Here is a 24,508-nt window from a genome sequence, read left to right on the forward strand (position 1 = left end):
TCAGGCCACTTCGCATGCCTGGCATATATCCAGTTCCAGCACCTCCGCCAGCGGCTTCGGGCGGCTATAGAGATAGCCCTGCAGATACTGACAGCCCGCCAACCTGAGCAGTCGCGCTTGGTCCTCGGTCTCGACGCCCTCGGCCGTCACTGAGATATGCAGCGCCTGGGCGATGGCCACCGTACCGGCCACCAGGGCGGCCGCCTGCGGATCGCGGTCGACCATGCCGGCCAGCGATTTGTCGATCTTGATCTTGTCGAACGCATAGCGGCGCAGATAGCCGATACTCGAATAACCCGTGCCGAAATCATCGAGCGCCATCGAAACGCCCAGCGCCTTGAGATTGCCGATGGCGGCTATGGCGCGGTCCGGATTTTCGATCAGATAGCCCTCGGTGACTTCCAGTTCGAGGCGGTCGGTCGGGAAGCCGGTTTCTTCCAGCGTCTTCGCCACCTTGGCCTCAAGCTCCGGATCGCGGAACTGCGCCGGGGACAGGTTGACGTTCAGGCGCAGGCCGGGCACAGACCCCAGATCGAGGCACGCCTTTTTCAGCACAAACTGGCCGAGCGGATGAATCAGGCCACTCGATTCCGCCACATCGATGAACTGATCCGGCATCATCGGTCCTTCCGGACGGCGCGGCCAGCGCACCAGCGCCTCGACACTGCTGATCACGCCGGTGCGGGCATCGACGATCGGCTGATAGACAACATCGAACTCACCCGCCTCCAGCCCCTTGCGAATACCGGCCTCTATGCCTGCCTTGCGCAGGCGTTCGGCGTCGAGCGCGGCGTCATAGAGGGTGATGCGGTTCTTGCCGGCGCTCTTGGATTCGTACATGGCCATATCGGCGCGCCGGAAAAGCTCCTGGCTGCGCACCTGTTTGATATCCGCCGCGGCGATGCCGATACTGGCGCCGACCTGCAAACTACGCTCACCGATCCGCACCGGCCTGGCGAAGAAATCAAGTATGGCCTGAGCGAAATCGAGGCACGGCTTCATGGCTTCCGGCCCTGTCACCACCATGGCGAATTCGTCGCCGCCCATGCGCGCCAGCATGGCGCCTTCCGGCAATATGCCCTTTAGCATGGCCGCCACAATCATGATCAACTTGTCGCCGGTGGCGTGGCCGTAAATGTCATTGACCTCCTTGAAACCATCGAGATCGAGATAGACCACGGTCTTGTAAACCGGACCACGGCCGGACTTTGCTTTCTGCACCAGTTCGAACAGGGCGCGCCGGTTCGGCAGGCCGCTCAGACCGTCGGTCAGGGCGAAGGACCGCGCCAGTTTCTCGCTTTTCGCCAGCCGGTAAAGGCCGAAGGCACTGGCGGCGGTGAACAGCAGGATAATCAGGGCCGCCACGCCGGCGACCTTGCGAATGCCGCCAGATGCCGCGCGCGCCGCTTCCATGCCGACCTTGCGTGGCGTCCAGGTCAGTTGGCCGATGCTGCCGGCCGCGCTTTTCAGGGTTTCGGCCGGTTCTGCCCGTGTGCCCGGCGGCACCAGCCGCAGACCAGCCAGGCCGAAGTTGGTGCTGATATCGTGCAGTTTGGAGTCGGTCAGATGACGCGTCATGACCAGGTAGCGGCGTTTCGCACCAAGGCCGGCTATACCGGCATCCGACCGCCGCATCAGACTGATGGCGATGATCGCCGGTCCACCGGCCATCTGGCTCAGGCCTGAAACCGCGCCTTCGCCGTTTTCCAGCCGGCGCCGGTTGGCGGCAACCATGGCGCTGAAACCCGGTCCGAAGACTTTGGGATCGGCATCGGAATAACGCTGGCCACGCAGATAGCCCCACAGGATGCGGTCATTTTCATCGAGAACGAAGGCGCCGTCATAGGGATGGCTGTCATCCGCCACCACGCCCCAGGTCGAATACAGCCAGTCGCTGTCGATATTGTGGATGTACATCTGCTCGGCGGCGCCATTCCAGACGGCATTGTCGGTCACCGTCGCTTCCAGGTTTTCAATCGAGGTGGTGATCGCTGCCCGCGCCGTTTCGCCGGCGCGTTGATTATCCAGTTCGTTGGTCTTTTCGGCGATCATGGCAAGCGACGAATGCAGCAGAATCAAAACCGCCAGCAGCAGAGCAAAACCCGCCGCAAACACCAGGCCGAACAACGCCCGCGCTTTCAGATTCAGTAGTCCGTGCAACAGCTTCTGCATGTGCGCCCCTCCCTTGAGCGGCGCACCCTACGGTAAAATCGTGAATTTCTTCCTTACACGGACGGTAAAATCAGCACCTCGCCCTCCGGCGCGCCGCGGTGCAGGCGGTCGGGCAGGGGCTGGCCTTCGGGCACAAATTCCATCGCCACCGAATTGAGGCAATAGCGCAGACCCGTGGGGCGCGGGCCATCCTCGAACACATGGCCGAGGTGCGAGTCGCATCGGGCGCAACGGATCTCGATCCGTGTCATGCCGTGGGAGCGATCGACGATATTTCGGATATGGTCCTTGTCGATGCCCTGATAGAAGCTCGGCCAGCCGGAGCCGGAATGGAACTTGGCGCGGCTGTCGAACAGCGGCAGGTCGCACAGATTGCAGACATAGGTGCCCTCTGCCTCGTATTCGTCGAACTTGCCGCAGAAGGCCGGTTCGGTGCCGTGATCGAGCAGAATATGGCGGGCTTCCGGATCGAGGCGAGCGGCCAGTTCATTGATCTGTTCGGCCGTAGGGGGCGTAAGGTCGAAGCCGAGGGCGGATTTGGTCATCACAAGGCCTTTTCTTGTACCTCCCCGCTTGTCGGGAAGGGGGGCGGCGCCCTTCTTAGGGCGTGGTGGTGGAGGTTCTTACCTTCCCCTATATACGGTCTCTTCGCCCCACCAGTTAGTTGTATGGGCAAATTTTTTACGAAATTCCGCCCAGTGGGCCGCCGATTGCTCGAAAATATGCAGGTCGTGACGCGCGCCGTCCTTCAAAACATGGCCTTCCAGCACCCCTACATGCCTGTAACCGATAAAGGTTTGGGTGCGGATGGTGCGGCTGTTCCAATCGACGACATGATTGACCAGTTTGTGCAGGCCCATGCTGAAAAAGGCATGGTTGAGCGTGCCGGCAAAATTATAAGCGGTCAGGGCATGAGGTGCCGATTGATCGCCGATATAGACGCCGATTTCGCCGATCTGCGAACGCTTGTCGGTGAGGGTGATCGAGGAATAGCCGACATCTCGGCCTTCGATTTGAATGATGCAGTGCTGATAGTCGTCACGGGCATTGCAGCGTTCGATCCAGGCCGCCTGACGCTCGATATCGTAGGGCACATCGGTCAGCATATATTGCGTGACATGCGGGGCGGTGCGCCAATCGAGCAGCATTTTGGCGTCGTCAGGCACGACCGGGCGATAGGACAGGAATTTATACATATTGCATGATCTCCACGATCCGTTCCGCTCCGCGGCCATCGACCACGGCCTGCGCCTTAAGAGCCATAGCCGCTCGCCCGGCGGCATCGTCCATCAGCGCCTTGACACGCACGCCCAGATCTTCGGGCAGGCCTGTACGGGCGTCGATCGCCGGATAGGGGCAGGCCTTCAACGCCGCCGCCTGATTATCGTAAACCACCAGAACCAGGGCCGGCAGCCCCATCGCCGCCACTTCGCCGACACTACCGCCCGCCGCCGTGATCACCAGTTGGCTGCCCGCCAGAACCCGCGCCACGCTGTCCGGCGATGTGAAGACACGCATGCGGTCCAGCTTTCGCTCCAACCCCGCCAGCTCATCCGTATGAACATTGGCAGGCCCGACGATCACCCGGATCAGCACGTCCGGCAGTGCCTCATGCAGGTTTTGCGCGCAACGGGCGGTGAATTGCGTTGGATCGCTGCCGCCGAACATAATCGTGATAAAGGACGCATCGTTTGGCGCGGGATAGGTTTGCGTGAATTCCTTACGGATCAGGGCGTAGTCTGCTCCCAGCGCCAGCCGCGCCCGGCTTTTACGTTCATAATCAACCGCGCGCGCCGCCGGCGCCGGATTGATAATCAGATCGCAATCGAAGCGATCCAGCGCATTTAGATCGTCCAGAACCGCCACCCGCACGGTGTTTTTTTGCAAGGCGATGTAGTCTTCCGTCGCCTGATAACTATCGATCAGCAACCAGTCATCCCGCGTCGGGTTGAGCGCCGTCAGGGCCAGAAAATCGCCGGCGCCACCCAGTGGTCCATCGACTTGCACACCCTGCGCACCAATGACCGCCAGCCGCGCCATCGCCGCCTCGCCCAGTTCGTTGAGCAAGAAAATCACCTTGATACCCTGTGCCCGTGCCATCTCGGCAATGGCGAAACAACGCATGAAATGGCCCATGCCGATCCGTGACGAGGCCTCGGTGCGGATCAACAGGCGCATGACAACGCCCTGCTCACGCCGTAAAACCGCCGTCAACGGACAACACGGCGCCGGTGATCCAGCGTGACGTGTCGGCCAAAAGAAAAGCGATAGCCGCCGCCACATCATCCGGCCGTCCCAGTCCCAGCGGGTGCATATCGATGACTTTCTGGAATCTTTCCTCGGAAATCTTGATCTTGAACTGCTCCGACATCGGCGTTTCCACCATGCCGGGGGCCACGGCGTTCACCCGTATGCCGTCACGCAGCAATTCCACCCCCAGCCCCTTTGCCGCAGAAATCATGCCGCCTTTCGAGGCTGCATACACCACATTGCCCGGCGCCGACCGGATCGCCGCAGAGGATGCCACCAGCACCAGAGCGGCGCTGGGCGTATGGCAGGCCCGCAGACGGAAAGCCTGCGCCAGCATCAGGGTGGCGGCCAGATTCTGCGACAGGACGTCCTGAACGAAGGCCGGTGAAATGGCCTGGATCGGCAGCGTGTTCTGAATACCCGCGCAATGGGCGATACCGTTCAGGGGGCCGATCTCTGCACACAACGCCTTGAGCCATCCGACGATGCCCGGCGTATCGGCCAGATCGAAGCTGCGGGCGATGTGATCGCTGCCATGCAACAGGCCAAGCGTGACCTCAAGCCGCTCAACATTCCGACCCGTGACGACGATGCGCGCACCGAGTTTCGACAGATAGACCGCCGTGGCCTGCCCGATACCGCTGCTGGCGCCGGTAACCAGAATGGTACGTCCGGTCAGGGAGAGCGGGTTGAAGGGGTCAGTGGCTGTCATGTGGCTCTCCGGGGTGGCATATGACGGACATAGGCCTGTTGAAAATGTTTTATACGGGCTTCCATATCGCCCAGGACGGGCCGCTGGCTCAAGGCGGCGGCGCGGGTGCCCGCCTGCGCCACCTTGCAGATAGCCTGATCTTCCTCACGCACCTGCCGCGTGAAGCCTGTCAGGGTTTCAGCTACCATATCGCGCGCGGCGCGTCCGTTATTGTGCGCCAGCCAGCTTGAATTATTCAGGCGCAGGGTCTGCGGCCCCACCGGCTCGATCGTCTGGAAGGTCAGGAAAGCGCCATAGGAAAAAGTGGCGATGATATTGGGAAAGATCAGGAAGTTGCCATACTGCGGATAGATATCGCTGCGTTGTAACTCAACTGCCTTGGCGACGGCGCCCCACCATTTCAGCGAACGGTCGCGTAAGCCGCCCGTATAGCGGCTATGGTCGCCTTCGGTGGTCAGGTCGAGGTCCATCGACAGGATGGCCCCAAAGCTGTCGGGATGCACCATAGGCACATGATAGGCCTCAGCGGCATTATCCATGCCCAGCTTCCAGTTGGCTTCCCATTCGAAACTTTCGGCCTCGATACGATCCGGGCACATCTGCGACAGATGCAGCAGATCGTCGTAAAAGCCGCCGAGAAATGTCTTCAGATCGCAGCCTTCAGCCTGCATCCGTACAAAGACGAAGTGCCCCACCACCTCCAGCGCATAGGCTTCAAGCGCAAGCGCGTCCTTATCGGCATCGTTAAGGCCAAAGCTTTGGCGATTCATGGGAATGCCGGCCGGGCGTCCGCGCGCGTCATATGTCCAGCCGTGATAGGGGCACGTCAGGGGCCGGTTGCCTTTCGCCGCGCATTGAATACGCGCGAAACGATGCGCGCAGACATTGCGAAAAGCCCGCAACTCACCTTCGAAATTCTGCACCACGATACTGTGCGGGCCGATCTGCGTGGTGATAAAATCCTGCGGCTGGACCAGATCCTGTTTGAAACCGACGCAAAGCCACGAAGGTCTGAAAATGGCGTCGATTTCCTGTTCAAGTACGTCCTGACGGTAGTAAGCGTCCGGCGAAATGCTGCCTCGCCTCTGAGTCAGGGTCTCTTCATCAGCCGCCACGGCCTCATCCATATTCATCGACGACACACTCGGGCATCGCTCCCAGATCGAGCTTCAGCGCCGCCCACGACCAGCCGATGCCAAAGCCGACCAGCACCACCGGCCTCGGTGTGCGGAAAGCATTGGACAGGCGCGCCGCTATCGTCAGGGGGATGGATGCCGAAGACGTGTTGCCATAGGTTTCCATCGCCACCGGCACCTTCTCCGGCGGCAGACCGGCTTTTTTACGCAGGTGATCCAGCATGAAGGCGTTGGCCTGATGGAAGACGACGTAATCGACATCATCGACCGTCGTGCCGGACGCGTCGAAAATAGCCTTAACCAACGCCGGAACGTTTTTCAGGGTAAAGGTGAAGACTTCCGGCCCGTTGAGATGGAGGCGGGAGGCCTTGTAGAGTGCTGCATGGGTGGCTGCGTCCCACGGTTCGACATCGGGCATCAGCGGCATTTTCGCGCCGCCCGCCTCGATCATGATGTGCGCGGCGCCTTCGCCGTCCGTGCCAAAAACGCCCGTCATGGCCCCCGCCGCCGGATCGGCTTCGAGCGCGGTGGCCGTACCGGCGTCACCGAACAGCGGCAGGGTGCCACGATCTGTATTTAACAAACGCGGACCGCTGACATCACCCGCCAGCAACAGCGCCCGCGCCGGACGCCCGGATGCGCTGATGGTCTTGAGCAGGGAGGCGGCCACCCACAAACCGTAGGTATAGCCAGAGCAGCCCAGATTGATATCGAACGCCAGACATGAACCCAGCTCCAGTCGCGTTTGCAAGGTGCAGGCAGTGGCTGGCGCAACATAGTCAGGATTTTGCGTCACAAAAATCAGCACGTCGACCGTATCGCGCGCCCAGTCCAGTTGCTCAAGCAAACCATTGGCCGCCACCTGACACAGATCGGAGGTAAGGACACCCGCAGGCGCCACCCGACGCGAATAAACGCCGATGGACTTCATCAGACGCTCGCGCTCAGCTTCGGGGATCAGGTCATCGTCGGCCAGGGTGCGGCTTTGTTTGGGCACACAGGCGCGGATTCCGCGGATGGCAACACCCTCAAGCGTGGCTTGCGTCATGATAGGCTCCTTAAGGCGAATCACTTCCCGATTTCAGGTGCGATCCACCTTACGACTTAAGAACGATAGCGTTAATAAGCGCTAAAAGCACGTTGCGGTTTAAGGAATAATTCATGGAATCGCCGTTTTCTGATTTATAATATTTCATCTCGTTTCGACTGTCATTCAAGGACCGATAGCATGGACAAACCCGCCTTCATCACCGCCGTCGCCGAAATTCTCGAAGCCGATCCCACGGGTCTGACAGGCAATGAGGCCATCAGCGACATCGGCAACTGGGACAGCCTGTCGGTCATCACTTTCGTCGCCATGGCGGATGCCGACATGGACAAGATCGTCGACGCCGAAAGACTGAAGGACGCCCATACCCTGAACGATCTCGCCGCGCTCGTCGGCCTGTAATGGCCACTTTCTCGGAGCGGTTGAAGACGCGTGTGCCAAGTTGGCAGCGCTTCTTCGAACGCGTCCGCGCGGATGGCCGCAACCCGGCCTACGATCTGCTGCCCGTGCTGAGTCTGGACCAGCGCAACGCCTTCTCAAAAACGCTGGCTGCCTTTTCACCGAAGACGCCGGGTTTCAAACTGACGGAAAAGCAGGCTGTCCTGCATGACCAGTTGCGCCATGACGGCCTGACCGCCCGGCAAACCCCGCTGCCCGCGCATGTGCTGGGCGATCTGCTGGCCTATTTCAAGGCCACCCCGTGCCATGATCCGTATCGCGCCCATCTCGGCACTTTTCCATGGGACGCGCCCGTCTCGATTGAGACCAATATCGGCTACTACAACTGGGAACAGGTGCTGCGCGCCCCGCATATGATCGCGGTCATGAACAATCCGGATATCCTCGCCGTGGCCGAAGCCTATCTGGGGTGTAAGCCGGTGATCGATAATATCGGCGCCGCCTGGGCCTATCCCGGCCGCGACATCGCCAAAGGTGTCCAGCGTTTTCATCGCGACTTCGACTGTTCACGATGCTTCAAGGCCTTCTATTACCTGACCAATATTGATGCGACTTCAGGCCCGCATAAATATGTCAAAGGCTCGCATCAGGACCGTCGGCTGGAAAGCGGCAAGGCTCAGATAGATGACGCCATTATTGAAACCTTTGGCGCCGAAGCCATCGAGACCATCACTGCCCCGGCCGGATCATGGTTTCTGGAGGATGTCTATGGTTTCCACAAGGGGCAATTGCCGGTTGATCGGCCGCGCCTGCTGCTGGCCATCGAATATAATCTCTATCCGTCACCGCTATCGCCCAAAGCGCCGCTGATAACGCGCGAGCCGCAATATGACTCTTATATTAACAAGCTCTTCCTGAAATGAAACGCGTCGCCATCATACCCGCCCGCGGCGGCTCGAAACGCATTCCGCGCAAGAACATCAAGCCATTCTTCGGCCAACCGATGATCAGCTATTCGATCCGAGCGGCTTTAGAGTCCGGCATCTTCGATCATATCGTGGTCTCGACTGATGACGAAGAGATCGCCGACGTGGCGCGGTCCTTCGGCGCCGATATTCCCTTCATGCGCCCGGCGGACCTGGCCAATGACCATGCCGGCACCGGAGCGGTCGTCATCCACGCCCTGCAATGGTTCGCCGGGCACGGTATGGCCTATGACGCCGCCTGCTGTATCTACGCCACCGCCCCCCTGCTCGATCCGGAACGCCTGAAAGAAGGTTGGGAAAAGCTGCAAGGCAAGCGCTTTGCGTTCAGCGTCACCTCCTACGCCTTTCCGATCCAGCGGGCGCTCAGACAGACCGCCGACGGCAGCGTCGATATGTTCTGGCCGGAAAACCTGATGACGCGCTCGCAGGATCTGGAACCGGCCTATCATGACGCCGCGCAGTTTTATTGGGGCTGGACGGACGCCTGGCTGAATGGTGAGATCGCCTTTTCGCCGATCTCCGCGCCGGTTATTTTACCGCGCACCCAGGTGGTCGATATCGATACGCCGGAAGACTGGGAAGTGGCCGAAGTCACCTATCGGGTGCTCAAAGGCTAATATTCCGTCTCACCACCGCCCTGGGCAAAGCCCGGCAGGCGCAGATTGTATTTGATGGCACAGGCGCGCAGGGTAAAGGCGGCGAAGAAGCCGACGATCGCCGCCAGCCAGAAATCGCCCCCCATCAGCTTCAGGCCGGCAAAGACGCCCGCGCCCAGAAGCGCCGCCGTGATGTAGATTTCACGGCTCAGCAGCAGGTTCGGCTCACCCGCCAGCACATCACGGATAATGCCGCCGAAGCACGAGGTCAGGACGCCCATAATGATCGCCGAAAACGGATGGACGCCGAGGCTCAGCGCCTTGGCCGTACCCACCACCGCATAGGCCGCCAACCCCACCGCATCGAGCCACAACAGCGCGCGAAACCGCCAGCCGCGTTTGGCGAAGATCCATACCGCCACGGCCGCCACCAGGCAGGCGACGATATAACCCGGCCGCTGCACCCAGAAGACCGGCGCGCCAATCAGCAGGTCGCGCATGGTGCCGCCGCCAACGCCGGTGATGGCGGCGAAGAAGCCGAAGGTGACGATATCCTGACGCGAGCGCGCCGCCGCCAGCGCACCAGTCATGGCGAAGACGGCCACGGCGGCATAGTCGAGCCAGAAGAGAGCCAGGGAAACAGGTGAGGTCAGGGTATCCATGACCTCGCCTTATCATATCTTACCAGTGACGCCCATAGTAAGGACGGCCATGATAATGATGGTAGCCGTAACGATAGCCGGGACTGCTGGAGAAAAAGACAGTGACATAGCCGCGCGGCGGAGACGGCGGAGCGTAATAGCCGTCATCATAGGCATACCAGGCGTTCTGGTAGCATTGCACGCTGTCCGAACCGACCGCATTACCCAGCATCCCGCCGACCAGCGCGCCGCCTACGGTATTGCCGCCGCGGTTCCAGCGATTGGACAGGCCATTGCCGACCACGCCACCCAGCACGGCGCCGACAATCGTGCCGGTGGCGCGGGCGCTGGCCTGACGCTGGTAGCAGTAGCCGGCGGGTTCACGGCCTTCGCGCACCGGCGACGGATAGCCGCTATCTCTTGCCATGTCTTTGGCCTGATCGGCGCGGCCCTGCTCGTAGGCCCGGCGCAGTTCGACCTGGCTATAGGGACGCAAATTGGGCGCCGCTTCAGGCGTTTGCGCCAGAACCGGCTGGGTCAGCATCAGGGCCGCGCCCGCCAAAAGGCCGGTCTGTGTGATCAGGGATTTCATCTACGCCTTACTCCGCTTTATGGGTTCTTCTATACCCTAAAATTATGTCCGGCGCATGGCCGAAGGCTTGACCGAAAGATCACATGGGTTCAAGCCTGCATCCCTACCAGGAGTGTCGCATTATGCCCGAAATGAAACCCGTCATCGCCGTTCATTCTGCCTATCGTGACGATATCGGCGATCTGGTGACGCGCCGGCCGGTGCCCTCGCAGCGGCTGAATAATATAGGCGCCTTTCTGTTTCTCAATCACCACGGGCCGCAGACCTATGCGCCGAATAATCGCGGGCTACCGTTTGGCCCGCATCCGCATCGCGGCTTCGAGACCGTGACCTTTATCCTTGAAGGCGACCTGGCCCACCGCGATACCGGCGGCCATGAGAGCATCATTCATGCCGGCGGCGTGCAGTGGATGACGGCGGGCAGTGGCCTGGTGCATGAGGAGGTGTCGCCCGACGCTTTCAAGCGCGCCGGCGGGCCGACGGAGATTTTGCAGTTGTGGGTCAATCTGCCGGCGCGGCTGAAAATGACCGCGCCGCGCTATACCGGTGTGCAGAAGCGCGAAATCCCGACCATTGAAGCCGACGACGTGACGCTCAACCTGATTTCCGGTCACTGGCGCGGTCTGGATGGGCCGATTGCCTCGCTGACCGGTGTTTTCATGACCACTCTGGAGATGAAAGCCGGCGGCCGGATCAGCTTTGAGGGTCTCGAAGGCCGCGATGTGTTTTTGTATGTCGTACGCGGCGATCTGGCGGTCAATGGCGCCGATGTGCCGCACTGGAATCTGGTGCAGTTCGGTGAGGGCGGGCTGATCGATATCGAGGCGGTAAAGGACAGTGTGGTGTTATTCGGTCATGCAGAACCGATCGATGAGCCAATCGTGGCGCATGGGCCGTTCGTGATGAATACGGTGCCCGAAATCCATCAGGCCTATGCCGATTATCAGGCAGGGAAGTTTGGAGCACCTAAGTAATGCGCGTTAAGCTTCAAAATCTGCTTTCTGAAAGACAAGTTTGTCATCCAACACGCCTTATGGCCATTTCTGCAGCTAAAGGAGAATTGCGTATAATTTTTCACGGATACGTTTGGTGGAAAGACAATGTCAATGATGAAGGTCAGATTACTTTTATTTTCACCCGTCCTAACTCCGGCGCACTTAATGCAGATATTTTCTCAGAATGCGGTGACGGTGAAGCAGATGAAATTCTGGAAGACTTCTTAATTTCCACTACTGAATCCGGAGGATTATCAGACTATCCAATTCTGACCTTGTACGGCAGTTCGCCTATACCGGCCCCTCAAGCCCTATATCTGAAACTGGATGACTATCTGAGAAAACTGTACACCTATAAGAGGCCCAGTGATTTTTTAAATGGTGATGGAGCGACAGGTTTTGCTCAAATTTCACAGTCCTCCGCGTATTTGATTGCGCGCGGGCCGGGCGCAGTCTGTGATATTATCGTCCGTGAACTCGACGAACAGGGCGTGAACTACTATTACGGTGAAAAAACTGCCACACGCAGAAATGGTGTACTCGTTCACTGGTTAGGCTCAGTTTTTGAATGCGAGGGCGCATTCGCAGAATTTAATTAGCCAATCATATCCGACGCCAGCGGTTCACCCCGCGCAATATCGCGGCTGGCGGTCTTGCCGAGCACGTTCCACAGATGCGCGGGCGGCAGGCCCAGACCCGGACGTATAGAGCGGATATTGTCGGTCGTCAAAACCTCACCGGCCTTGATATCCTTGACCACATAGAGCGAGCGGCGGAAGGTTTTTGAGCCCTGCTCCGTGCCCAGTGTCTCGTAATGGACGCGACCCAGCGCCTTCCAGGCAGCCTTGCAATCACGCACCAAGGCAGTGAATTCGGCCGGCTCCAGCGAGAAGCCGGAATCCGGTCCACCATCGGCGCGGGCCAGTGTAAAATGCTTCTCGATCACGCAGCCGCCCAGCGCCACCGCCGCCAAGGACGCCGCCGTGCCGAAGGTATGATCGGACAGACCCGACACGCAGCCGAACTTGCGACCAAGGTCGGGCACGGTACGGACATTGGCGTCGGCGATATTGGCCGGGTATTCCGATACGCAGTGCAGCAGGATGATCTCGCCGGAACCGAACTTACGCGCCGTCTGCACCGCCGCGTCGATCTCGTCGGCATTGGCCATGCCGGTCGACATGATCATCGGCTTGCCCTGCTGCGCCACATAGGCGACCAGCGGCAGGTCGACCAGCTCGAACGAGGCGATCTTGTAGGCCGGCGCACCAAGGCTTTCCAGCAGGTCGACGGCGGTGTTGTCGAACGGCGAGGAAAACAGCGTCACACCGCGCTTCTTTGCTCGCTCGAACAAGGCCGGATGCCAGTCCCACGGCGTGTGCGCTTCCTGATAGAGGTCATAGAGTGAATAGCCATCCCACAGCCCGCCCTTGAGCTGGAATTCCGGCCGGTCGGATTTCATGGTGATGGTGTCGGCAGTATAGGTCTGGAGCTTGATGGCGTCACAGCCGGTTTCCGCCGCCGCATCGATCATGGTCAGCGCCCGATCGAGTGAACCATTATGATTACCCGACAGTTCGCAGATAATATAGGGCGGATGATCGGCGCCGATCTTCTGGCCGGCTATGGTGACTTCCAAACTCATAATACTTCGCTCAGGGCTTTAATGACCCGCGCGGGGTCGTCATCCGCCATATCAGCATAGAGCGGTAAAGAGAGTGTGTTCTGGTAGAAGCGATCGGCGCCGGGCAGTTCACGCTGCGCCAGGGCACGGGTCTGCCAGTAAGGCTGGCGATGCACCGGCGCGTAATGCACCTGCGTACCGATGCCGCGCTCACGCAGGCCAGCCATGACGGCGGCACGGGTAGTGCCGAGCGCCGCAAAATCGATATTGACCGCGAACAGATGGAAGAGGGCATCATGTTCCGAATATTTCCAGTTTACCGGAATATTTTCCGCCGCTAATGCCGCCTGATAGGTTTTCACCAGCGCTTTCCGGCGCGCCGCAAATTCCGGCAGGCGCTTCAGTTGCGACAGGCCAAGCGCGCAATTGATATCCGGCAGGCGATAATTATAACCCAGGCACTGCTGCTCATAGACCCAGGGGCCGGTATCGCCCTCGCCATCGTAGCGCAGGCCGACAAAGTGCGCCGGATCGCGCTCAATTCCATGAGACCGTAAGGCGCGCAGCCGTCGCGCCAGCACCGGATCATTGGTCGTGATCGCCCCGCCCTCACCGGTGGTCAGGGTCTTGACCGGATGGAAGGAGAAACAGGCGGCCGTCGAGCTTTGGCACGACCCGACCGGCCCTTGTGGCCCCACCGTGCCGATGGCGTGGCAGGCATCCTCAATAACGAAGGAGCCATGCTCCTCACATACTTCCCGAATATGAGACAGATCGACCGGCCGGCCGGCATAATGGACCGGAATGACCCCGCCAAGGCGATGGCCGTGATAGTCACGCTCCAGCGTCTTGAGCGCGTCATCGAAGGTTTCATCGGTGATCAGGCCAGTGACCGGATCGACGTCGGCGAAGATCACCGGCGCGCCGCAATAGGCGACGCAGTTGGCGGAGGCGGCAAACGTAATGGCCGGCACGATAACGGCGCAGCGCGGCGACAGTTCCTCGCTCATCACCGCCAGGTGCAGGGCCGCCGTGCCATTGGCGACCACCACGGCCTCCCTGGCGCCGACCGTCTCGGCCAGGGCGGTTTCAAAGCGGTCGACCATCGGGCCAGTGGTCAGAAAATCGGAGCGCAGGGTCTCGACCACGGCCTCGATATCGGCCTCACTGATCGACTGGCGGCCATAGGGGAGAAATTTCACTTTCTCCTCCCCTGCGCAAGCGGGAACCTTCGTTCCGAGTGAGGTGTCGAGCAAGCGCAGCGCGTCGAGACGGAGGGGGCAATTTTGCCGCCTGTTATGCCCCCTCCGTCAGCGACACCGGCTCTGCGAGCCTCGCGCTGCCACCTCCCCCGCTTCGCCAAGAGGCTCGCATGGGAGGAGAAGCTAAAGCACATCATCATGCCAAATACGCCTTCATCATAGCCCTGATACCGTCGGCGTCCAGACGCTCTTCATTGTTGTCCGAGGCATAGGAAAAGCCTTCCGGAACCTTTTTGATGCCGCGCACCTTGGCGAAACCTTTACGGGTATATTCGGCAAATTCTGGCTCGATGACATAGCGATCATCGAGTTCAAAGGTAGAGCGCGCATCGTCGGCCGAGATCATCATCTCGTGCAATTTTTCACCGGGGCGGATGCCGATAACCGTCTGTTTGGCTTTCGGGGACATGGCTGTAGCGAGATCAGTGACGAGCGTCGCCGGAATCTTCGGCACGAAAATCTCGCCGCCTTGTGTCAGCTCCATGCAGGACAGCACAAAGGCCACGCCCTGATCGAGCGATATCCAGAAGCGCGTCATGCGCGGATCGGTGATCGGCAGTTCGGTCGCGCCCTTTTCCAGCAGGCGCCTGAAGAACGGCACCACCGATCCGCGTGAACCAACGACATTGCCATAGCGCACCACGCAGAAGCGCGTGCCGATATCGCCCGACATATTGTTGGCGGCGACAAAGATCTTGTCCGAGGCCAGCTTGGTGGCACCATAGAGATTGATCGGCGAACAGGCCTTGTCGGTGGAGAGCGCCACCACCTGTTTGACGTGGGTGGCGAAGGCGGCCGCCACGACATTTTCCGCGCCATTGATATTGGTAGCGATACATTCCGAAGGGTTATATTCGGCCGCCGGCACCTGTTTCAGCGCGGCGGCATGGATGACGATATCGACCCCGCGGAAGGCCATGACCAGGCGTTCACGGTCACGCACATCGCCCAGAAAGAAGCGCAGCTTGGAGAGCTGCAGCTTGTCGAAGCGCTCCTCCAGCTCATTTTTCATCTCGTATTGCTTGAGTTCATCGCGCGACAGGATGATCACCTTGCGCGGGTCATAGCGCTCCAGCAGGGTCTGGACCATGCGCCGGCCAAAGGAACCGGTGCCGCCGGTGATCAATACGACCTTGTTCTTGACCGGATCGGTCTGCGGCAAAAAATCACGATGAATGAGGTCGGTCATCAAAGGCCCGTGGAACTGAAATCCAGGCGCCAATTCGCCTGTGGGCGACACTCTGCGCAAAGCCGGTTAAAGTCGCGTTAACTATAAATTCAAGACACGCCGCGCCTCAGAAAGAAGCCATCCGCTTCGATAAGGGCGCCGTCCTGATCCGGCGATATAGGCGCCAGGCTATAGATGTCAAACCCGGCCTCATCCATGAAATCGAGAATATCGCGATAGCTTTCGGTCGTGTCGTAGATATTCTGGAAAGGCAGTTCGATGATGACGGCTTTCGCGGCGGAAAGGGTTTTAGCCCCGCCTCTCAGGACTTTGAAATCATGGCCTTGCGTGTCGATCTTGACCAGCATTTGATCATGGTTTGAGAGATCATTTTCTTCAGCGAACCTATCCAGCGTGGTGACGGCCACTGTTTCACTGCCGACAAATTTCAACTCGGAAAACCGGTCGATAAAGTCGGGGTTTGCCGCATTCAGGGAATTAAAAACACCGCTGCCGCCAGACAGGTTCAGGCTGGCCTCGCCTGCCTGATCGCCCAGGGCCGCCTGAACAATATGCCATTTTGGATTATCCTTCGCTTTCTGACGCAGGGCCTGCGCCAGTTCACCCGCCGGTTCAAAAGAATAGACCGGTACAGCGCCAAGCGATTTAATGCAGTGACCGGAAAACCAGCCATTGTTTGCGCCGATATCCAGCACGCAATTGAAAGTGTGACGCTTTAACAGTCTGTCTAGCGTCGCCTCAAAGCGAAATGATTTTTTGTAGCGCATCAGGTCGTAACCAAATAAACGCGCTATCTCACGGCTTAATCCCATACTGCCCTCCCCATGGTCAGACACACTATGACGGCAATATGTTACATGACAATCATAAACCACATGCAAGGGTTGCAATAGCGCCTAAGCGCCGCCGTAGCCACCGATGACCGGCAGAATCTCTCCTGTGATGTAGGACGACATCTGCGCCGACGCCAGAAACACATAGGCGGGCGCCAGTTCCTCCGGCTGAGCCGGGCGCTTCATAGCGGTCTGCGCGCCAAACTGCGCTACCTGCCCGGCCCGTTTATCGGCCGGATTGAGCGGCGTCCATACCGGTCCCGGCGCCACCGCATTGACGCGGATGCCCCGATCGATCAACTGGCCGGACAATGCGCGCGTAAAGGCGTGGATGCCGCCCTTGGTCATCGAATAATCAACCAGCGTGGGGCTGCCCTCGATGCCGGTAACCGAACCGGTATTCACGATCGCGCCGCCATAGGGCATGTGTTCTACCGCCGCCTGGGCCATCTGGAAATAGCCATAGAGATTGGTTTTCAGCGTCTTGTCGAACTGCGCCTCGCTGATGTCCTCGAACTTCGCATGAAGCTGGAAAGCGGCGTTATTGACCAGGATATCCAGTTTGCCGAGCGTCGCCACGGTTTGCGCCACGGCATCGCGGGTAAAGGCGCGATCCGACACGTCGCCGGCGATCAGCAGGCAGCTTTGCCCTTCGGCCTCAACCAGGCTGCGGGTCAGTTCGGCGTCTTCGTGCTCATCGAGGAAAACAATGGCGACATCAGCGCCTTCGCGGGCATAGAGGATAGCGACCGAACGGCCGATGCCGGAATCACCGCCGGTGATTAGCGCCACCTTTCCTTCTAGTTTTCCGGAACCTTTATAATAGGGAGCGTCATAGAGCGGTTTCAGCGCCATGTCGGCTTCAAGGCCCGGCTTGTCGAGCGTCTGCATCGGCAGCGGCGGTTCGGGATAAGGCCGCGCGCCCGCCTGCATGGCTTTCTCCGGATTTTTCTCGGATTTCCTGTCGGTCTGGCGGCGCTCCGCCTGCAAGGCGCGCTGGACGGCGGCTGTATCTTCCGCCTCTTCCTGATAGTCGAGGGGTGTCATGGTTATCACCTGGCTGAGGCCCCGGCCCGCCGTCGATTAAGACCTGGTGAATATCAAAAATCGATTAGGCAGTGCGCTTAGGCCGTTTTTTGGCGCCGCCATACATCACGTAAAGACTTTATGTCTTTGAAGGCTGGGGGAATCAGCCACCACGGCTCGATGAAGTAGCGCTCGAACAGGCGCTTCGGCTCATGAAAGAAACGCACCAGCCATTCGATGCCGAGTTGCCCGGTCCAGCGCGGCGGCGTGTACATGACGCCGGCCTCGTAATCGAAGGCCGCACCGACCGGCAGGATGACGCAATCCGGCAGGCGATCGAGATTGGCGAGAATCCACGTCTCCTGGCGTGGCATCCCCATGCCGACGAGCAGAACATCGGGACGCTTTGTCTTGAGGTCAGCGAGCAAAAGTGCATTGGCCGCGCCATTCATATCGAAAAAGCCGGTGTGCAGGTCGAGATGCACCTTCGGATAGCGTGCCAGTATGGCGGTTTTCGACACGTCATTGTGCGCCGCTTCGCCGCCGATATGATAGACGCGCCAGCCATTACTCTGTGCTCGCGCCCAGAAATCCTCGCGGAAATCGAGATAGGTGCACCGATGGGCGCGCAAAACCGGATGGCCCATCAGTTTCGCCCAGGCGATCATCGGCGTTGAATCGATCTCGATCAGGTCGGCCTTTTCATAGAAAGCGCGCATGTCCGGACGCTTCTGGAAGAGATACAGGCTGTGCAAATTGTGATTGGCCACGATGGCGCGTTCTTTCGCGGCCACCTTGCGGCCGACGAAATCCATCACACAGGCCTGGGTGATCACATCGACCTCGGCTCCTAATATAGAAAGGCGGCAGGGTTTATCCATGCCGCCTTTCTTACAGGCTTAACTTTGATATTCCCTCAAAATAGAGGGTTAATTATTCCACCGGACGCAGGGTAATTTCGACGCGGCGGTTCTTGGCGCGGCCTTCCGGTGTGGCGTTGGTGGCGATCGGCTGAGTGTCGCCCACGCCGGCCACATAGATGCGCTCGGACTTGACCTTGCGCGCCACCAGATAACCGGCCGTGGCGTTGGCGCGACGCTCGGAAAGTGTCAGGTTGCTGGCGGCATTGCCGGAACTGTCGGCATGACCCACCACATCGATATAGGTCGAGGGATACTGGTTCAGGATGATGGCGACATCATCAAGCACCGGCAGAAAGGAGCCGGCGATATCGGCGCTGCCCGACGAGAAGGTCACGTCGCTCGGCAGGTTGAGGATGATGTTGTCGCCCGAACGCGTGACGTAGACGCCGCGGGTTTCCAACTGGGCGCGCAGATCCTTGGACTGGCGATCCATATAGGCGCCAACGCCCGCACCGGCCAGGGCGCCGATCCCGGCGCCGATGACGGCGTTCTTGCGACGGTCGTTCTTGTTGGACAGAGCGCCCAGCACGGCGCCCGCACCCGCACCGATCAGGGCGCCGGATTTGGTCTTGCTGCTCGTCCGGACACCATTGCTGGTGTCGATAGTGCTACAACCGGCCATCAGGAAAGCCACGCCAGTCAGGGCCAGGACCATATTGCGGCCGGATAAATTAAGAGTGCGCATAGATTAAAACTCCTCAGATGAATTAGAGCCTGATATCCCGCTTTTCGGGCGCGAACTCAGGATTGCTCCTTATCCATGCCATAGCCGGGATAAGGAGGTTGAATGAAACACCGCGTAATCTCATTAGAAACCTGTAAAGCCATCAGGGCCTTAAAGCGTCAAAGATCACACGTAAGCTCTACGGGTCGCCAACTGAACACAGCATGAAGGCAGCTGTGCAGTACCGTTAACCTAACTGGCCTTACAGCGCCACACCGTCTTGGTTTCCGCCGGCATGGTCAGGTAGGACAGCGACAGGGTGCGGACACGCGCGAGATTTTCACCGAGCGCCGCCAGCGCCCCGGCGTCGGCATTGGCCGAACAGCGGAAAGAGCCAAGGGCTGTTTTTTGTGACACGAAGGTTTTGTAGGACGCCGGATCGAGCCGGTAATCGTAGCGCGTGAACAGGGCGCCATCGGCCGAAAGTTCCATGCGCGCGGCCACCGGATTGGCGTCACCCGTGGTGAAGCGCAGCAAGGTGCCGTCGGCCTGGCGTTCATAGGGCGTGCGGCCATTAACGCAGGCATGGACCAGATCCAGATCGAACTCGATATGGCCGGCATCGGCCAGCGGATTGGCGGAGGCCGCCTTATCGACATCGCACGACATGTGCTGGATGGCCGCCACGGCCACAGGCGCGGCCACCTTCGGCTTGCTCAGGCGGCTGTCGATTTCGCGCTCCTTGATCAGGAAGCCAACGACGGCCACGACGATAATCAGCGCCAGAGCGATCCAGCCCCACGGGATCGGATGCTTGAGGCCCGGCAGCTTGACACGATCATGCGGCACCCACTCCGCCTTTGCCTTTTCAGGCTTAGGCGGCTTGACCTTCTCCGGCTTAAGCGGCGTCTCGTCGAAAGCCGTGGGGGCGAGTGGTTCCTTGCTGTGGATTTCGGTACGGTGACGAATTTCACGGCGGATGATCAGGCCGATCAGGATCAGGACCAGCACGGACAGCACGATCATCGCGCCCAGTTGCCAGACCTCCATGACGGCGCGTTCAGCCTCGGCCTTCTTCTGCTCGGTCAGGCGCTGGACCTGCGCTTCGGCGGCAGCGGCCAGGACGCGCGACAAGGCGTCGTCCTTGACGATCTCGTCCTCGCTCTTGGCATAACAGGGCGTGCTGACCACGGTGGGGGTAATGCCCGCCGAACTCAGGAAGGTATTGAGCGCCGAAACGTGCGTGGCGACATATTGCCCGGCCGAGACATCGAGATTGCCGCCGGCTGACATCGACGACGGCGCTGTCCAGGTATTGACGCCGACCACCTGGCCGCACTCATTGAGCAGCGGTCCGCCGGAATTGCCGTGATTGATAGGCGCGGTATGGAACAGGGTTTCGACGCGGCTGCCATCGGGGTTGGTCGAGGCGAACAGGGCGATCGAGCCTTGGGTCACGTAGGCGTCGGCTGGTTCGAGCAGGGCCGTGCCGGAGCGGTTCAACAGGTGATCCGTGACGTCCGGATAGCCCATCGAAACGACGCGTTCATTCTTGTAGGGGGTCAGGTAAAGCTTGAGCGGTGGCACCTTGAGACCCGGCGCCGACAGCAGCGCCAGGTCGCCCTCGACCCACGGCTTGACCAGTTGCACCGGCTGGTAGCCTGCGCCGGAATCCTTGTGCGGCACGATATAGATATCGGCGCTGGATGCTTCGGGCGGGACTTCGACGACATGGTAATTGGTGACGACATAACCAGGCGCCACCACGAAGCCCGACCCCATTCCGACCGTATCGAGCGGCACGCCGCCATAGCCGCGATAGACGACCAGGACACGCACCACCGATTGCTCGGAGGTTTTCAGCGCCTTGGTGGAATTGACCGGTTGAAGATCGGAATCGACGAGATCGGATAACGATTGGTTGGCGGAGGACTCCTGCGCCGGCGCCGGGTGCGGATAAAAACACAACAGCGCCACAGCAGCGGCGAGCAGCCCCGCCGTTCCCATCACCCATTTTCGTATTCGGCGATCTTCGCCTATACCCGCAAACACTGAAATCCCGCCTTTAGCCGACACAAAACCCGCGCTCTCTTGCGAGTCGCGTTACCCTGTAGGGTTCATAGCCGAGTTTGTTACAAAAATCACCCCTGCCGCAGCGCTTATTCGTGGTTGTGGGATTTAAGAAACGAATTGCCTGGAAAGGGCGGCGCGGACTATGCTTGGCGCTTGTTTTTCGATTGACCAAAGCCGCCGCCATGCCCGATTCATCAAAGCCGCCCGTTTCCGCCATTCCGCCCGTGCCTATGGCGCTTTATGACGCTGATTTCACGGCTTTTTCGCAAGGATTGGGCACGGCTTTCGAACGTTATGGCTTCGCGGTTCTGGGCGGCCACGGACTTGACCCGGCGCTCCTGGAACGCGCGCTTTCTGCCACCAAAGCCTTCTTCGCCCTGGCGGAAGAGGTCAAGCGACGTTATAAGACCGGCATCGGCGGGGCGCGCGGCTATACCCCCTTCGGCATCGAGACCGCCAAGGGCGCCACGCACCACGACCTCAAGGAATTCTGGCACATCGGCCGCGAACTGCCGGCTGGTCATCCGTACACGGAATATATGGCGGAAAACGTCTGGCCGGCCGAGATCGCCGACTTCCGTGCCAGTACCTACGCGTTATATGAAGCGCTGGATGCCTTGGGTAAAAAAGTGCTGCGCGCCATCGCTGTCTATCTGAAGCTTGATGCGGATTTCTTCGAAGCGCCGGTGAAAGAGGGCAACAGCATCCTGCGCCTTTTGCATTATCCGCCGGTGACGACGCCGGGCGAATCTGTCCGCGCCGGAGCGCACGGCGATATCAATGTCATTACGCTTCTGCTCGGCGCCGAGGAACCCGGGCTGCAACTGCTCGACCGCGACGGTCAGTGGCTGCCGATTACCCCGCCGGAGGACTGCATCGTCTGCAATATTGGCGACATGTTGTCGCGCCTGACCAATGGCGTCCTGCCGTCAACCCAGCACCGCGTCATCAATCCGGCGGAGGGGCGCAAGGATTTCGCCCGCTATTCAACGCCGTTCTTCCTGCATTTTGAACCGCCCTATGTGATCGAAACCTTGCCGAACTGCATTACGGACGCGCATCCGGACCTCGGCGCGGAACCGATCACCGCACAGGATTTCCTGATGCAGCGCCTGCGCGAGATCAAGCTGGCTTAACGCTTGAAGCCTTGCGTGCGCAGGATATAGAGGCCGTAGCCCATGCCAAGCCCGATGGCTGAAACCGTCATCCAAACGATCAGGTCATTGGCCAGGACGGTCAGATAGGTGCTGATAACCGCCGTTGAGGCGATCAGGGCGGTGTGCGACCAGTTCAGCACGATCAGCAGGCTGAGAACGGCGACGATTACGCCGGTTGCCGCGCAGATCAGGACGCCCGGCTTTATACCCTTCCAGGCGACGATGATCAGGCCCAGAATCGCACCTCCGCCGCAAAGGATCAGGGTGAGCAGGCTCAGGCCCAGGGTTTCAACAATCTGCATGACGGACGCTCCAATCGGGTGCGCTCTCATGCGCACACCTGACGGTTCTCGTCCAGCAATGTCTTGTCATGCCAGCCCAACGGTTTTCAGCCAGTCCTCGAACGCCTTTCGGCGGTGGCGGCTCAACGGCAGCTTCAGGCCGGTGATCAGTTCGACCTGCACCTTGCGATAATCCTTGACAGCCCCATCATGAACCCAATGTGAGCGATGGATCTGAAACCCATCCTTCAATAGCTCAATCGCCTCGGCCAGGGTCATATGGATCAGCGCCTCCCCCCGCGCTGTGTAGACACGCAGGTAATGATCTTCCGAAGTCAGGGCCAGAACGGGACTACGTTTCAGGGCAAACGGCAAGCAATGCGCCAGCGGGAAATCCTCAACCGATGGGGCGGGCGGCGGCAAACGGCTGTGCTGCACCCAGGCAGCCAGCGTAATGCTCGCCTGGACGACAAGAATAATGAACAGGTTTTGCCACAGCAGGGTCGTGAAAGGCACCGCCGCCAGCGCCGCCGGACCAAAGACATGCAGCGATCCCCAGACGATCGTCGCCGCCGGCACGACAAGCGCGGCATCAAGACTGAGCGCCGCCCATAGCGGCCAATTGCCAGCGAAATACCGCCGCGCCAGACGGTAGGCGCTTTCCAGGATCAGCCCTCCGATGGCCGTGAAACACAGGGCGAAATGCGCGCATCGCTCCCAGATATTCATGCTGACATAGCTGCCGAACGGCCCCGCCAGCGCCAGGGCCAACCCCATCAGCGGCAGAATCGCCACTGCTTTCCACGACCGATGCGGCGCATAGCGAAATTTCAGAAAGCGAAACGAATCCATTGGCGAAATCTGGCGACCATCCACGAAAGACGGCGAGACTAGGGGGCGGCGCGGCCATAAGCAAGCGGGGTCATTCAACAGGAGACCTCCATTGCATCCCGTCCTCAAACATATCCTTCGCGGCCTGATCATCACACCGATCGTCATGGTCAGCGTCGCCGGCAGCATACTGCTCTTCACGGCGCCAAAGCCACCGCCCCTCATCGCCGCAGTCGAAAAGGCCAATGATCCGTTCGCGCGCTTTAGCCGCGAACTACCGGACTATCATTACATGACGGCACGCGATGGGGAGAAACTGGCCTATCATTACTATGCCGGCAAGCCCGGCGGCGGCGTGGCGGTCCTGATCCACGGCTCCTCGGGCTCTTCACTGGCCGTTCATGGACTCGCCAAGGCCTATGCCGCCCGTGGCATCACCGTTTATGCGCCTGACCTGCGGGGCCACGGCCTGAGTCCCGGTCCCAATCATCGACTGGGCGATGTCAGTTATCGCGGTCAGTATGAAGATGATCTCGACGATCTGGCAAAGCTCGTCGCCCGCGAGCATCCCGATGAAAAGCGACTGCTGGCCGGACATTCGATGGGCGGCGCCATTATTCTGCGTACCGCTGCCAGTCGTTATGCCGGCAATTTCAACGGGTATCTGGCCCTGTCGCCCTTTATCGCCCCCAATACACCCATGGACCAGCCAGCGCAGGGCGGCTGGACGGTGGTCAGTGTGCCACGCATCGTCGTGCTCACCATCCTGAACCGTTTCGGCATTTCGGCGCTCGATCACCTGAATGTTCTGGCGATGGCTGTACCGAAGAATGATTTACAGCGCCCCCGCACCTATAGCCATGCCCTGCTGGCGTCATCAAACCTGCAACGGGACTGGCAAGGCGCCCTGGCCCGAATAAGGCAACCCACCCGCATACTGATCGGCGCCAATGACGAGCTTTTCGTCGCTTCAGCCTATCCTGCGGCAATCGGCAAGGCCAATCCGAAAATCCCCGTAACCATCCTGCCCGATCAGGGACACATGACGATGATGTTCGACCAGAAGGCGATAACCGCCGAAACGGACGCAGCCGTGGAAATGCTGAAATGACTTATGG

26 protein-coding genes are annotated in these 24,508 nt (G+C 59.8%); 7 read left to right on the forward strand and 19 right to left on the reverse strand.

Translation table 11 applies throughout. The annotated features are described in order from the left end of the window. From VL130_RS04360 to VL130_RS04390, 7 genes are all read right to left on the reverse strand, one after another. Positions 1-2,172 (reverse strand): putative bifunctional diguanylate cyclase/phosphodiesterase, encoded by a 2,172-nt coding sequence (locus tag VL130_RS04360; protein ID WP_325361509.1) that lies wholly within the window; start codon positions 2,170-2,172, stop codon positions 1-3. A gap of 53 nt (positions 2,173-2,225) precedes the next feature. Then, the gene (msrB, locus tag VL130_RS04365; protein ID WP_325361510.1) at positions 2,226-2,717 is read right to left on the reverse strand and encodes a peptide-methionine (R)-S-oxide reductase MsrB; all 492 of its coding nucleotides are present in this window, start codon (positions 2,715-2,717) and stop codon (positions 2,226-2,228) included. A 78-nt stretch (positions 2,718-2,795) separates the two neighbouring features. Further along, positions 2,796-3,368 carry a GNAT family protein gene (locus VL130_RS04370; RefSeq protein ID WP_325361511.1) on the reverse strand — a complete coding sequence of 191 codons (573 nt, stop codon included), beginning with the start codon at positions 3,366-3,368 and terminating at the stop codon, positions 2,796-2,798. Continuing rightward, on the reverse strand, positions 3,361-4,350 hold the full coding sequence (pseG, locus tag VL130_RS04375; RefSeq protein ID WP_325361512.1) for a UDP-2,4-diacetamido-2,4,6-trideoxy-beta-L-altropyranose hydrolase: 990 nt from the start codon (positions 4,348-4,350) through the stop codon (positions 3,361-3,363). The genes VL130_RS04370 and pseG overlap by 8 nt, the downstream gene beginning before the upstream one ends. Positions 4,351-4,363: 13 nt before the next feature. Then, a complete protein-coding gene (locus VL130_RS04380) occupies positions 4,364-5,134 on the reverse strand; it encodes an SDR family oxidoreductase (RefSeq protein WP_325361513.1) in 771 nt (256 codons plus the stop codon). Next, complete coding sequence (locus tag VL130_RS04385) at positions 5,131-6,267, reverse strand: aromatic ring-hydroxylating dioxygenase subunit alpha (RefSeq protein ID WP_325362367.1); 1,137 nt, start codon at positions 6,265-6,267, stop codon at positions 5,131-5,133. Before VL130_RS04385 ends, VL130_RS04380 begins: the two co-directional genes overlap by 4 nt. Then, on the reverse strand, positions 6,254-7,318 hold the full coding sequence (locus VL130_RS04390) for a ketoacyl-ACP synthase III (protein ID WP_325361514.1): 1,065 nt from the start codon (positions 7,316-7,318) through the stop codon (positions 6,254-6,256). The genes VL130_RS04385 and VL130_RS04390 overlap by 14 nt, the downstream gene beginning before the upstream one ends. Positions 7,319-7,498: 180 nt before the next feature. Between VL130_RS04390 and VL130_RS04395 the strand changes: the two genes are divergently transcribed. From VL130_RS04395 to pseF, 3 genes are read left to right on the forward strand one after another with little or no spacing between them, the layout of a single operon-like run. Then, a complete protein-coding gene (locus tag VL130_RS04395) occupies positions 7,499-7,720 on the forward strand; it encodes a phosphopantetheine-binding protein (RefSeq protein ID WP_325361515.1) in 222 nt (73 codons plus the stop codon). Then, the gene (locus VL130_RS04400) at positions 7,720-8,640 is read left to right on the forward strand and encodes a phytanoyl-CoA dioxygenase (protein ID WP_325361516.1); all 921 of its coding nucleotides are present in this window, start codon (positions 7,720-7,722) and stop codon (positions 8,638-8,640) included. The genes VL130_RS04395 and VL130_RS04400 overlap by 1 nt, the downstream gene beginning before the upstream one ends. Continuing rightward, positions 8,637-9,320: a pseudaminic acid cytidylyltransferase gene (gene pseF / locus VL130_RS04405; RefSeq protein ID WP_325361517.1), complete on the forward strand. Its 684-nt coding sequence runs from the start codon at positions 8,637-8,639 to the stop codon at positions 9,318-9,320. The genes VL130_RS04400 and pseF overlap by 4 nt, the downstream gene beginning before the upstream one ends. Here pseF and VL130_RS04410 read toward each other — a convergent pair. Both VL130_RS04410 and VL130_RS04415 read right to left on the reverse strand, forming a co-directional pair. Next, positions 9,317-9,961, reverse strand: a complete 645-nt coding sequence (locus tag VL130_RS04410; protein ID WP_325361518.1) for a trimeric intracellular cation channel family protein — start codon at positions 9,959-9,961, stop codon at positions 9,317-9,319. The two genes, pseF and VL130_RS04410, sit on opposite strands and share 4 nt — an antisense overlap. 19 nt (positions 9,962-9,980) lie before the next feature. Continuing rightward, positions 9,981-10,532, reverse strand: a complete 552-nt coding sequence (locus VL130_RS04415) for a glycine zipper 2TM domain-containing protein (protein WP_325361519.1) — start codon at positions 10,530-10,532, stop codon at positions 9,981-9,983. Between the two features lie 122 nt (positions 10,533-10,654). Between VL130_RS04415 and VL130_RS04420 the strand changes: the two genes are divergently transcribed. Beyond that, a complete protein-coding gene (locus VL130_RS04420) occupies positions 10,655-11,506 on the forward strand; it encodes a pirin family protein (protein ID WP_325361520.1) in 852 nt (283 codons plus the stop codon). Further along, positions 11,506-12,126 (forward strand): hypothetical protein, encoded by a 621-nt coding sequence (locus VL130_RS04425; RefSeq protein WP_325361521.1) that lies wholly within the window; start codon positions 11,506-11,508, stop codon positions 12,124-12,126. The genes VL130_RS04420 and VL130_RS04425 overlap by 1 nt, the downstream gene beginning before the upstream one ends. On the opposite strand, the gene pseI is transcribed toward VL130_RS04425, so the two are convergent. The 8 genes from pseI to VL130_RS04465 all read right to left on the reverse strand — a co-directional run bounded on the left by pseI (position 12,123) and on the right by VL130_RS04465 (position 21,100). After that, entirely contained in the window at positions 12,123-13,172 is a 1,050-nt protein-coding gene (gene pseI / locus VL130_RS04430) for a pseudaminic acid synthase (protein ID WP_325361522.1), read from the reverse strand. The genes VL130_RS04425 and pseI overlap by 4 nt on opposite strands. After that, entirely contained in the window at positions 13,169-14,353 is a 1,185-nt protein-coding gene (gene pseC, locus VL130_RS04435) for a UDP-4-amino-4,6-dideoxy-N-acetyl-beta-L-altrosamine transaminase (RefSeq protein WP_325361523.1), read from the reverse strand. The genes pseI and pseC overlap by 4 nt, the downstream gene beginning before the upstream one ends. A 196-nt stretch (positions 14,354-14,549) precedes the next feature. Then, entirely contained in the window at positions 14,550-15,602 is a 1,053-nt protein-coding gene (gene pseB / locus VL130_RS04440) for a UDP-N-acetylglucosamine 4,6-dehydratase (inverting) (protein ID WP_325361524.1), read from the reverse strand. A gap of 89 nt (positions 15,603-15,691) precedes the next feature. Beyond that, positions 15,692-16,492 carry an FkbM family methyltransferase gene (locus tag VL130_RS04445; RefSeq protein ID WP_325361525.1) on the reverse strand — a complete coding sequence of 267 codons (801 nt, stop codon included), beginning with the start codon at positions 16,490-16,492 and terminating at the stop codon, positions 15,692-15,694. Positions 16,493-16,498: 6 nt separating this feature from the next. Beyond that, entirely contained in the window at positions 16,499-17,482 is a 984-nt protein-coding gene (locus VL130_RS04450; protein WP_325361526.1) for an SDR family oxidoreductase, read from the reverse strand. 77 nt (positions 17,483-17,559) lie between these two features. Beyond that, the gene (locus VL130_RS04455) at positions 17,560-18,342 is read right to left on the reverse strand and encodes a WecB/TagA/CpsF family glycosyltransferase (protein ID WP_325361527.1); all 783 of its coding nucleotides are present in this window, start codon (positions 18,340-18,342) and stop codon (positions 17,560-17,562) included. Between the two features lie 52 nt (positions 18,343-18,394). Then, positions 18,395-19,069, reverse strand: coding sequence for an OmpA family protein (locus VL130_RS04460; protein WP_325361528.1), 675 nt, complete (start codon positions 19,067-19,069; stop codon positions 18,395-18,397). A gap of 231 nt (positions 19,070-19,300) precedes the next feature. Next, positions 19,301-21,100 carry a serine protease gene (locus tag VL130_RS04465; protein WP_325361529.1) on the reverse strand — a complete coding sequence of 600 codons (1,800 nt, stop codon included), beginning with the start codon at positions 21,098-21,100 and terminating at the stop codon, positions 19,301-19,303. A gap of 203 nt (positions 21,101-21,303) precedes the next feature. On the opposite strand from VL130_RS04465, the gene VL130_RS04470 reads away from it, so the two are divergent. After that, positions 21,304-22,257 carry an isopenicillin N synthase family dioxygenase gene (locus VL130_RS04470; protein ID WP_325361530.1) on the forward strand — a complete coding sequence of 318 codons (954 nt, stop codon included), beginning with the start codon at positions 21,304-21,306 and terminating at the stop codon, positions 22,255-22,257. Here VL130_RS04470 and VL130_RS04475 read toward each other — a convergent pair. Continuing rightward, entirely contained in the window at positions 22,254-22,580 is a 327-nt protein-coding gene (locus VL130_RS04475; RefSeq protein WP_325361531.1) for a hypothetical protein, read from the reverse strand. The genes VL130_RS04470 and VL130_RS04475 overlap by 4 nt on opposite strands. A 66-nt stretch (positions 22,581-22,646) precedes the next feature. Further along, positions 22,647-23,411 (reverse strand): LytTR family DNA-binding domain-containing protein, encoded by a 765-nt coding sequence (locus VL130_RS04480; protein ID WP_325361532.1) that lies wholly within the window; start codon positions 23,409-23,411, stop codon positions 22,647-22,649. A gap of 91 nt (positions 23,412-23,502) precedes the next feature. Here VL130_RS04480 and VL130_RS04485 point away from each other — a divergent pair, with 91 nt between their 5' ends. Further along, the gene (locus VL130_RS04485; protein ID WP_325361533.1) at positions 23,503-24,501 is read left to right on the forward strand and encodes an alpha/beta hydrolase; all 999 of its coding nucleotides are present in this window, start codon (positions 23,503-23,505) and stop codon (positions 24,499-24,501) included. The last annotated feature ends 7 nt before the right edge of the window (positions 24,502-24,508 follow it).

This window comes from Asticcacaulis sp., assembly GCF_035497195.1.
Lineage (GTDB): Bacteria > Pseudomonadota > Alphaproteobacteria > Caulobacterales > Caulobacteraceae > Asticcacaulis.

Bases quoted from the DNA above. Each gene is read 5' to 3' on its own strand.
- VL130_RS04360 (WP_325361509.1), bottom strand. From the start codon at position 2,172: ATGCAGAAGCTGTTGCACGGACTACTGAATCTGAAAGCGCGGGCGTTG.
- msrB (WP_325361510.1), bottom strand. From the start codon at position 2,717: ATGACCAAATCCGCCCTCGGCTTCGACCTTACGCCCCCTACGGCCGAA.
- VL130_RS04370 (WP_325361511.1), bottom strand. From the start codon at position 3,368: ATGTATAAATTCCTGTCCTATCGCCCGGTCGTGCCTGACGACGCCAAA.
- pseG (WP_325361512.1), bottom strand. From the start codon at position 4,350: ATGCGCCTGTTGATCCGCACCGAGGCCTCGTCACGGATCGGCATGGGC.
- VL130_RS04380 (WP_325361513.1), bottom strand. From the start codon at position 5,134: ATGACAGCCACTGACCCCTTCAACCCGCTCTCCCTGACCGGACGTACC.
- VL130_RS04385 (WP_325362367.1), bottom strand. From the start codon at position 6,267: ATGAATATGGATGAGGCCGTGGCGGCTGATGAAGAGACCCTGACTCAG.
- VL130_RS04390 (WP_325361514.1), bottom strand. From the start codon at position 7,318: ATGACGCAAGCCACGCTTGAGGGTGTTGCCATCCGCGGAATCCGCGCC.
- VL130_RS04395 (WP_325361515.1), top strand. From the start codon at position 7,499: ATGGACAAACCCGCCTTCATCACCGCCGTCGCCGAAATTCTCGAAGCC.
- VL130_RS04400 (WP_325361516.1), top strand. From the start codon at position 7,720: ATGGCCACTTTCTCGGAGCGGTTGAAGACGCGTGTGCCAAGTTGGCAG.
- pseF (WP_325361517.1), top strand. From the start codon at position 8,637: ATGAAACGCGTCGCCATCATACCCGCCCGCGGCGGCTCGAAACGCATT.
- VL130_RS04410 (WP_325361518.1), bottom strand. From the start codon at position 9,961: ATGGATACCCTGACCTCACCTGTTTCCCTGGCTCTCTTCTGGCTCGAC.
- VL130_RS04415 (WP_325361519.1), bottom strand. From the start codon at position 10,532: ATGAAATCCCTGATCACACAGACCGGCCTTTTGGCGGGCGCGGCCCTG.
- VL130_RS04420 (WP_325361520.1), top strand. From the start codon at position 10,655: ATGCCCGAAATGAAACCCGTCATCGCCGTTCATTCTGCCTATCGTGAC.
- VL130_RS04425 (WP_325361521.1), top strand. From the start codon at position 11,506: ATGCGCGTTAAGCTTCAAAATCTGCTTTCTGAAAGACAAGTTTGTCAT.
- pseI (WP_325361522.1), bottom strand. From the start codon at position 13,172: ATGAGTTTGGAAGTCACCATAGCCGGCCAGAAGATCGGCGCCGATCAT.
- pseB (WP_325361524.1), bottom strand. From the start codon at position 15,602: ATGACCGACCTCATTCATCGTGATTTTTTGCCGCAGACCGATCCGGTC.
- VL130_RS04450 (WP_325361526.1), bottom strand. From the start codon at position 17,482: ATGACACCCCTCGACTATCAGGAAGAGGCGGAAGATACAGCCGCCGTC.
- VL130_RS04455 (WP_325361527.1), bottom strand. From the start codon at position 18,342: ATGGATAAACCCTGCCGCCTTTCTATATTAGGAGCCGAGGTCGATGTG.
- VL130_RS04460 (WP_325361528.1), bottom strand. From the start codon at position 19,069: ATGCGCACTCTTAATTTATCCGGCCGCAATATGGTCCTGGCCCTGACT.
- VL130_RS04470 (WP_325361530.1), top strand. From the start codon at position 21,304: ATGCCCGATTCATCAAAGCCGCCCGTTTCCGCCATTCCGCCCGTGCCT.
- VL130_RS04475 (WP_325361531.1), bottom strand. From the start codon at position 22,580: ATGCAGATTGTTGAAACCCTGGGCCTGAGCCTGCTCACCCTGATCCTT.
- VL130_RS04480 (WP_325361532.1), bottom strand. From the start codon at position 23,411: ATGGATTCGTTTCGCTTTCTGAAATTTCGCTATGCGCCGCATCGGTCG.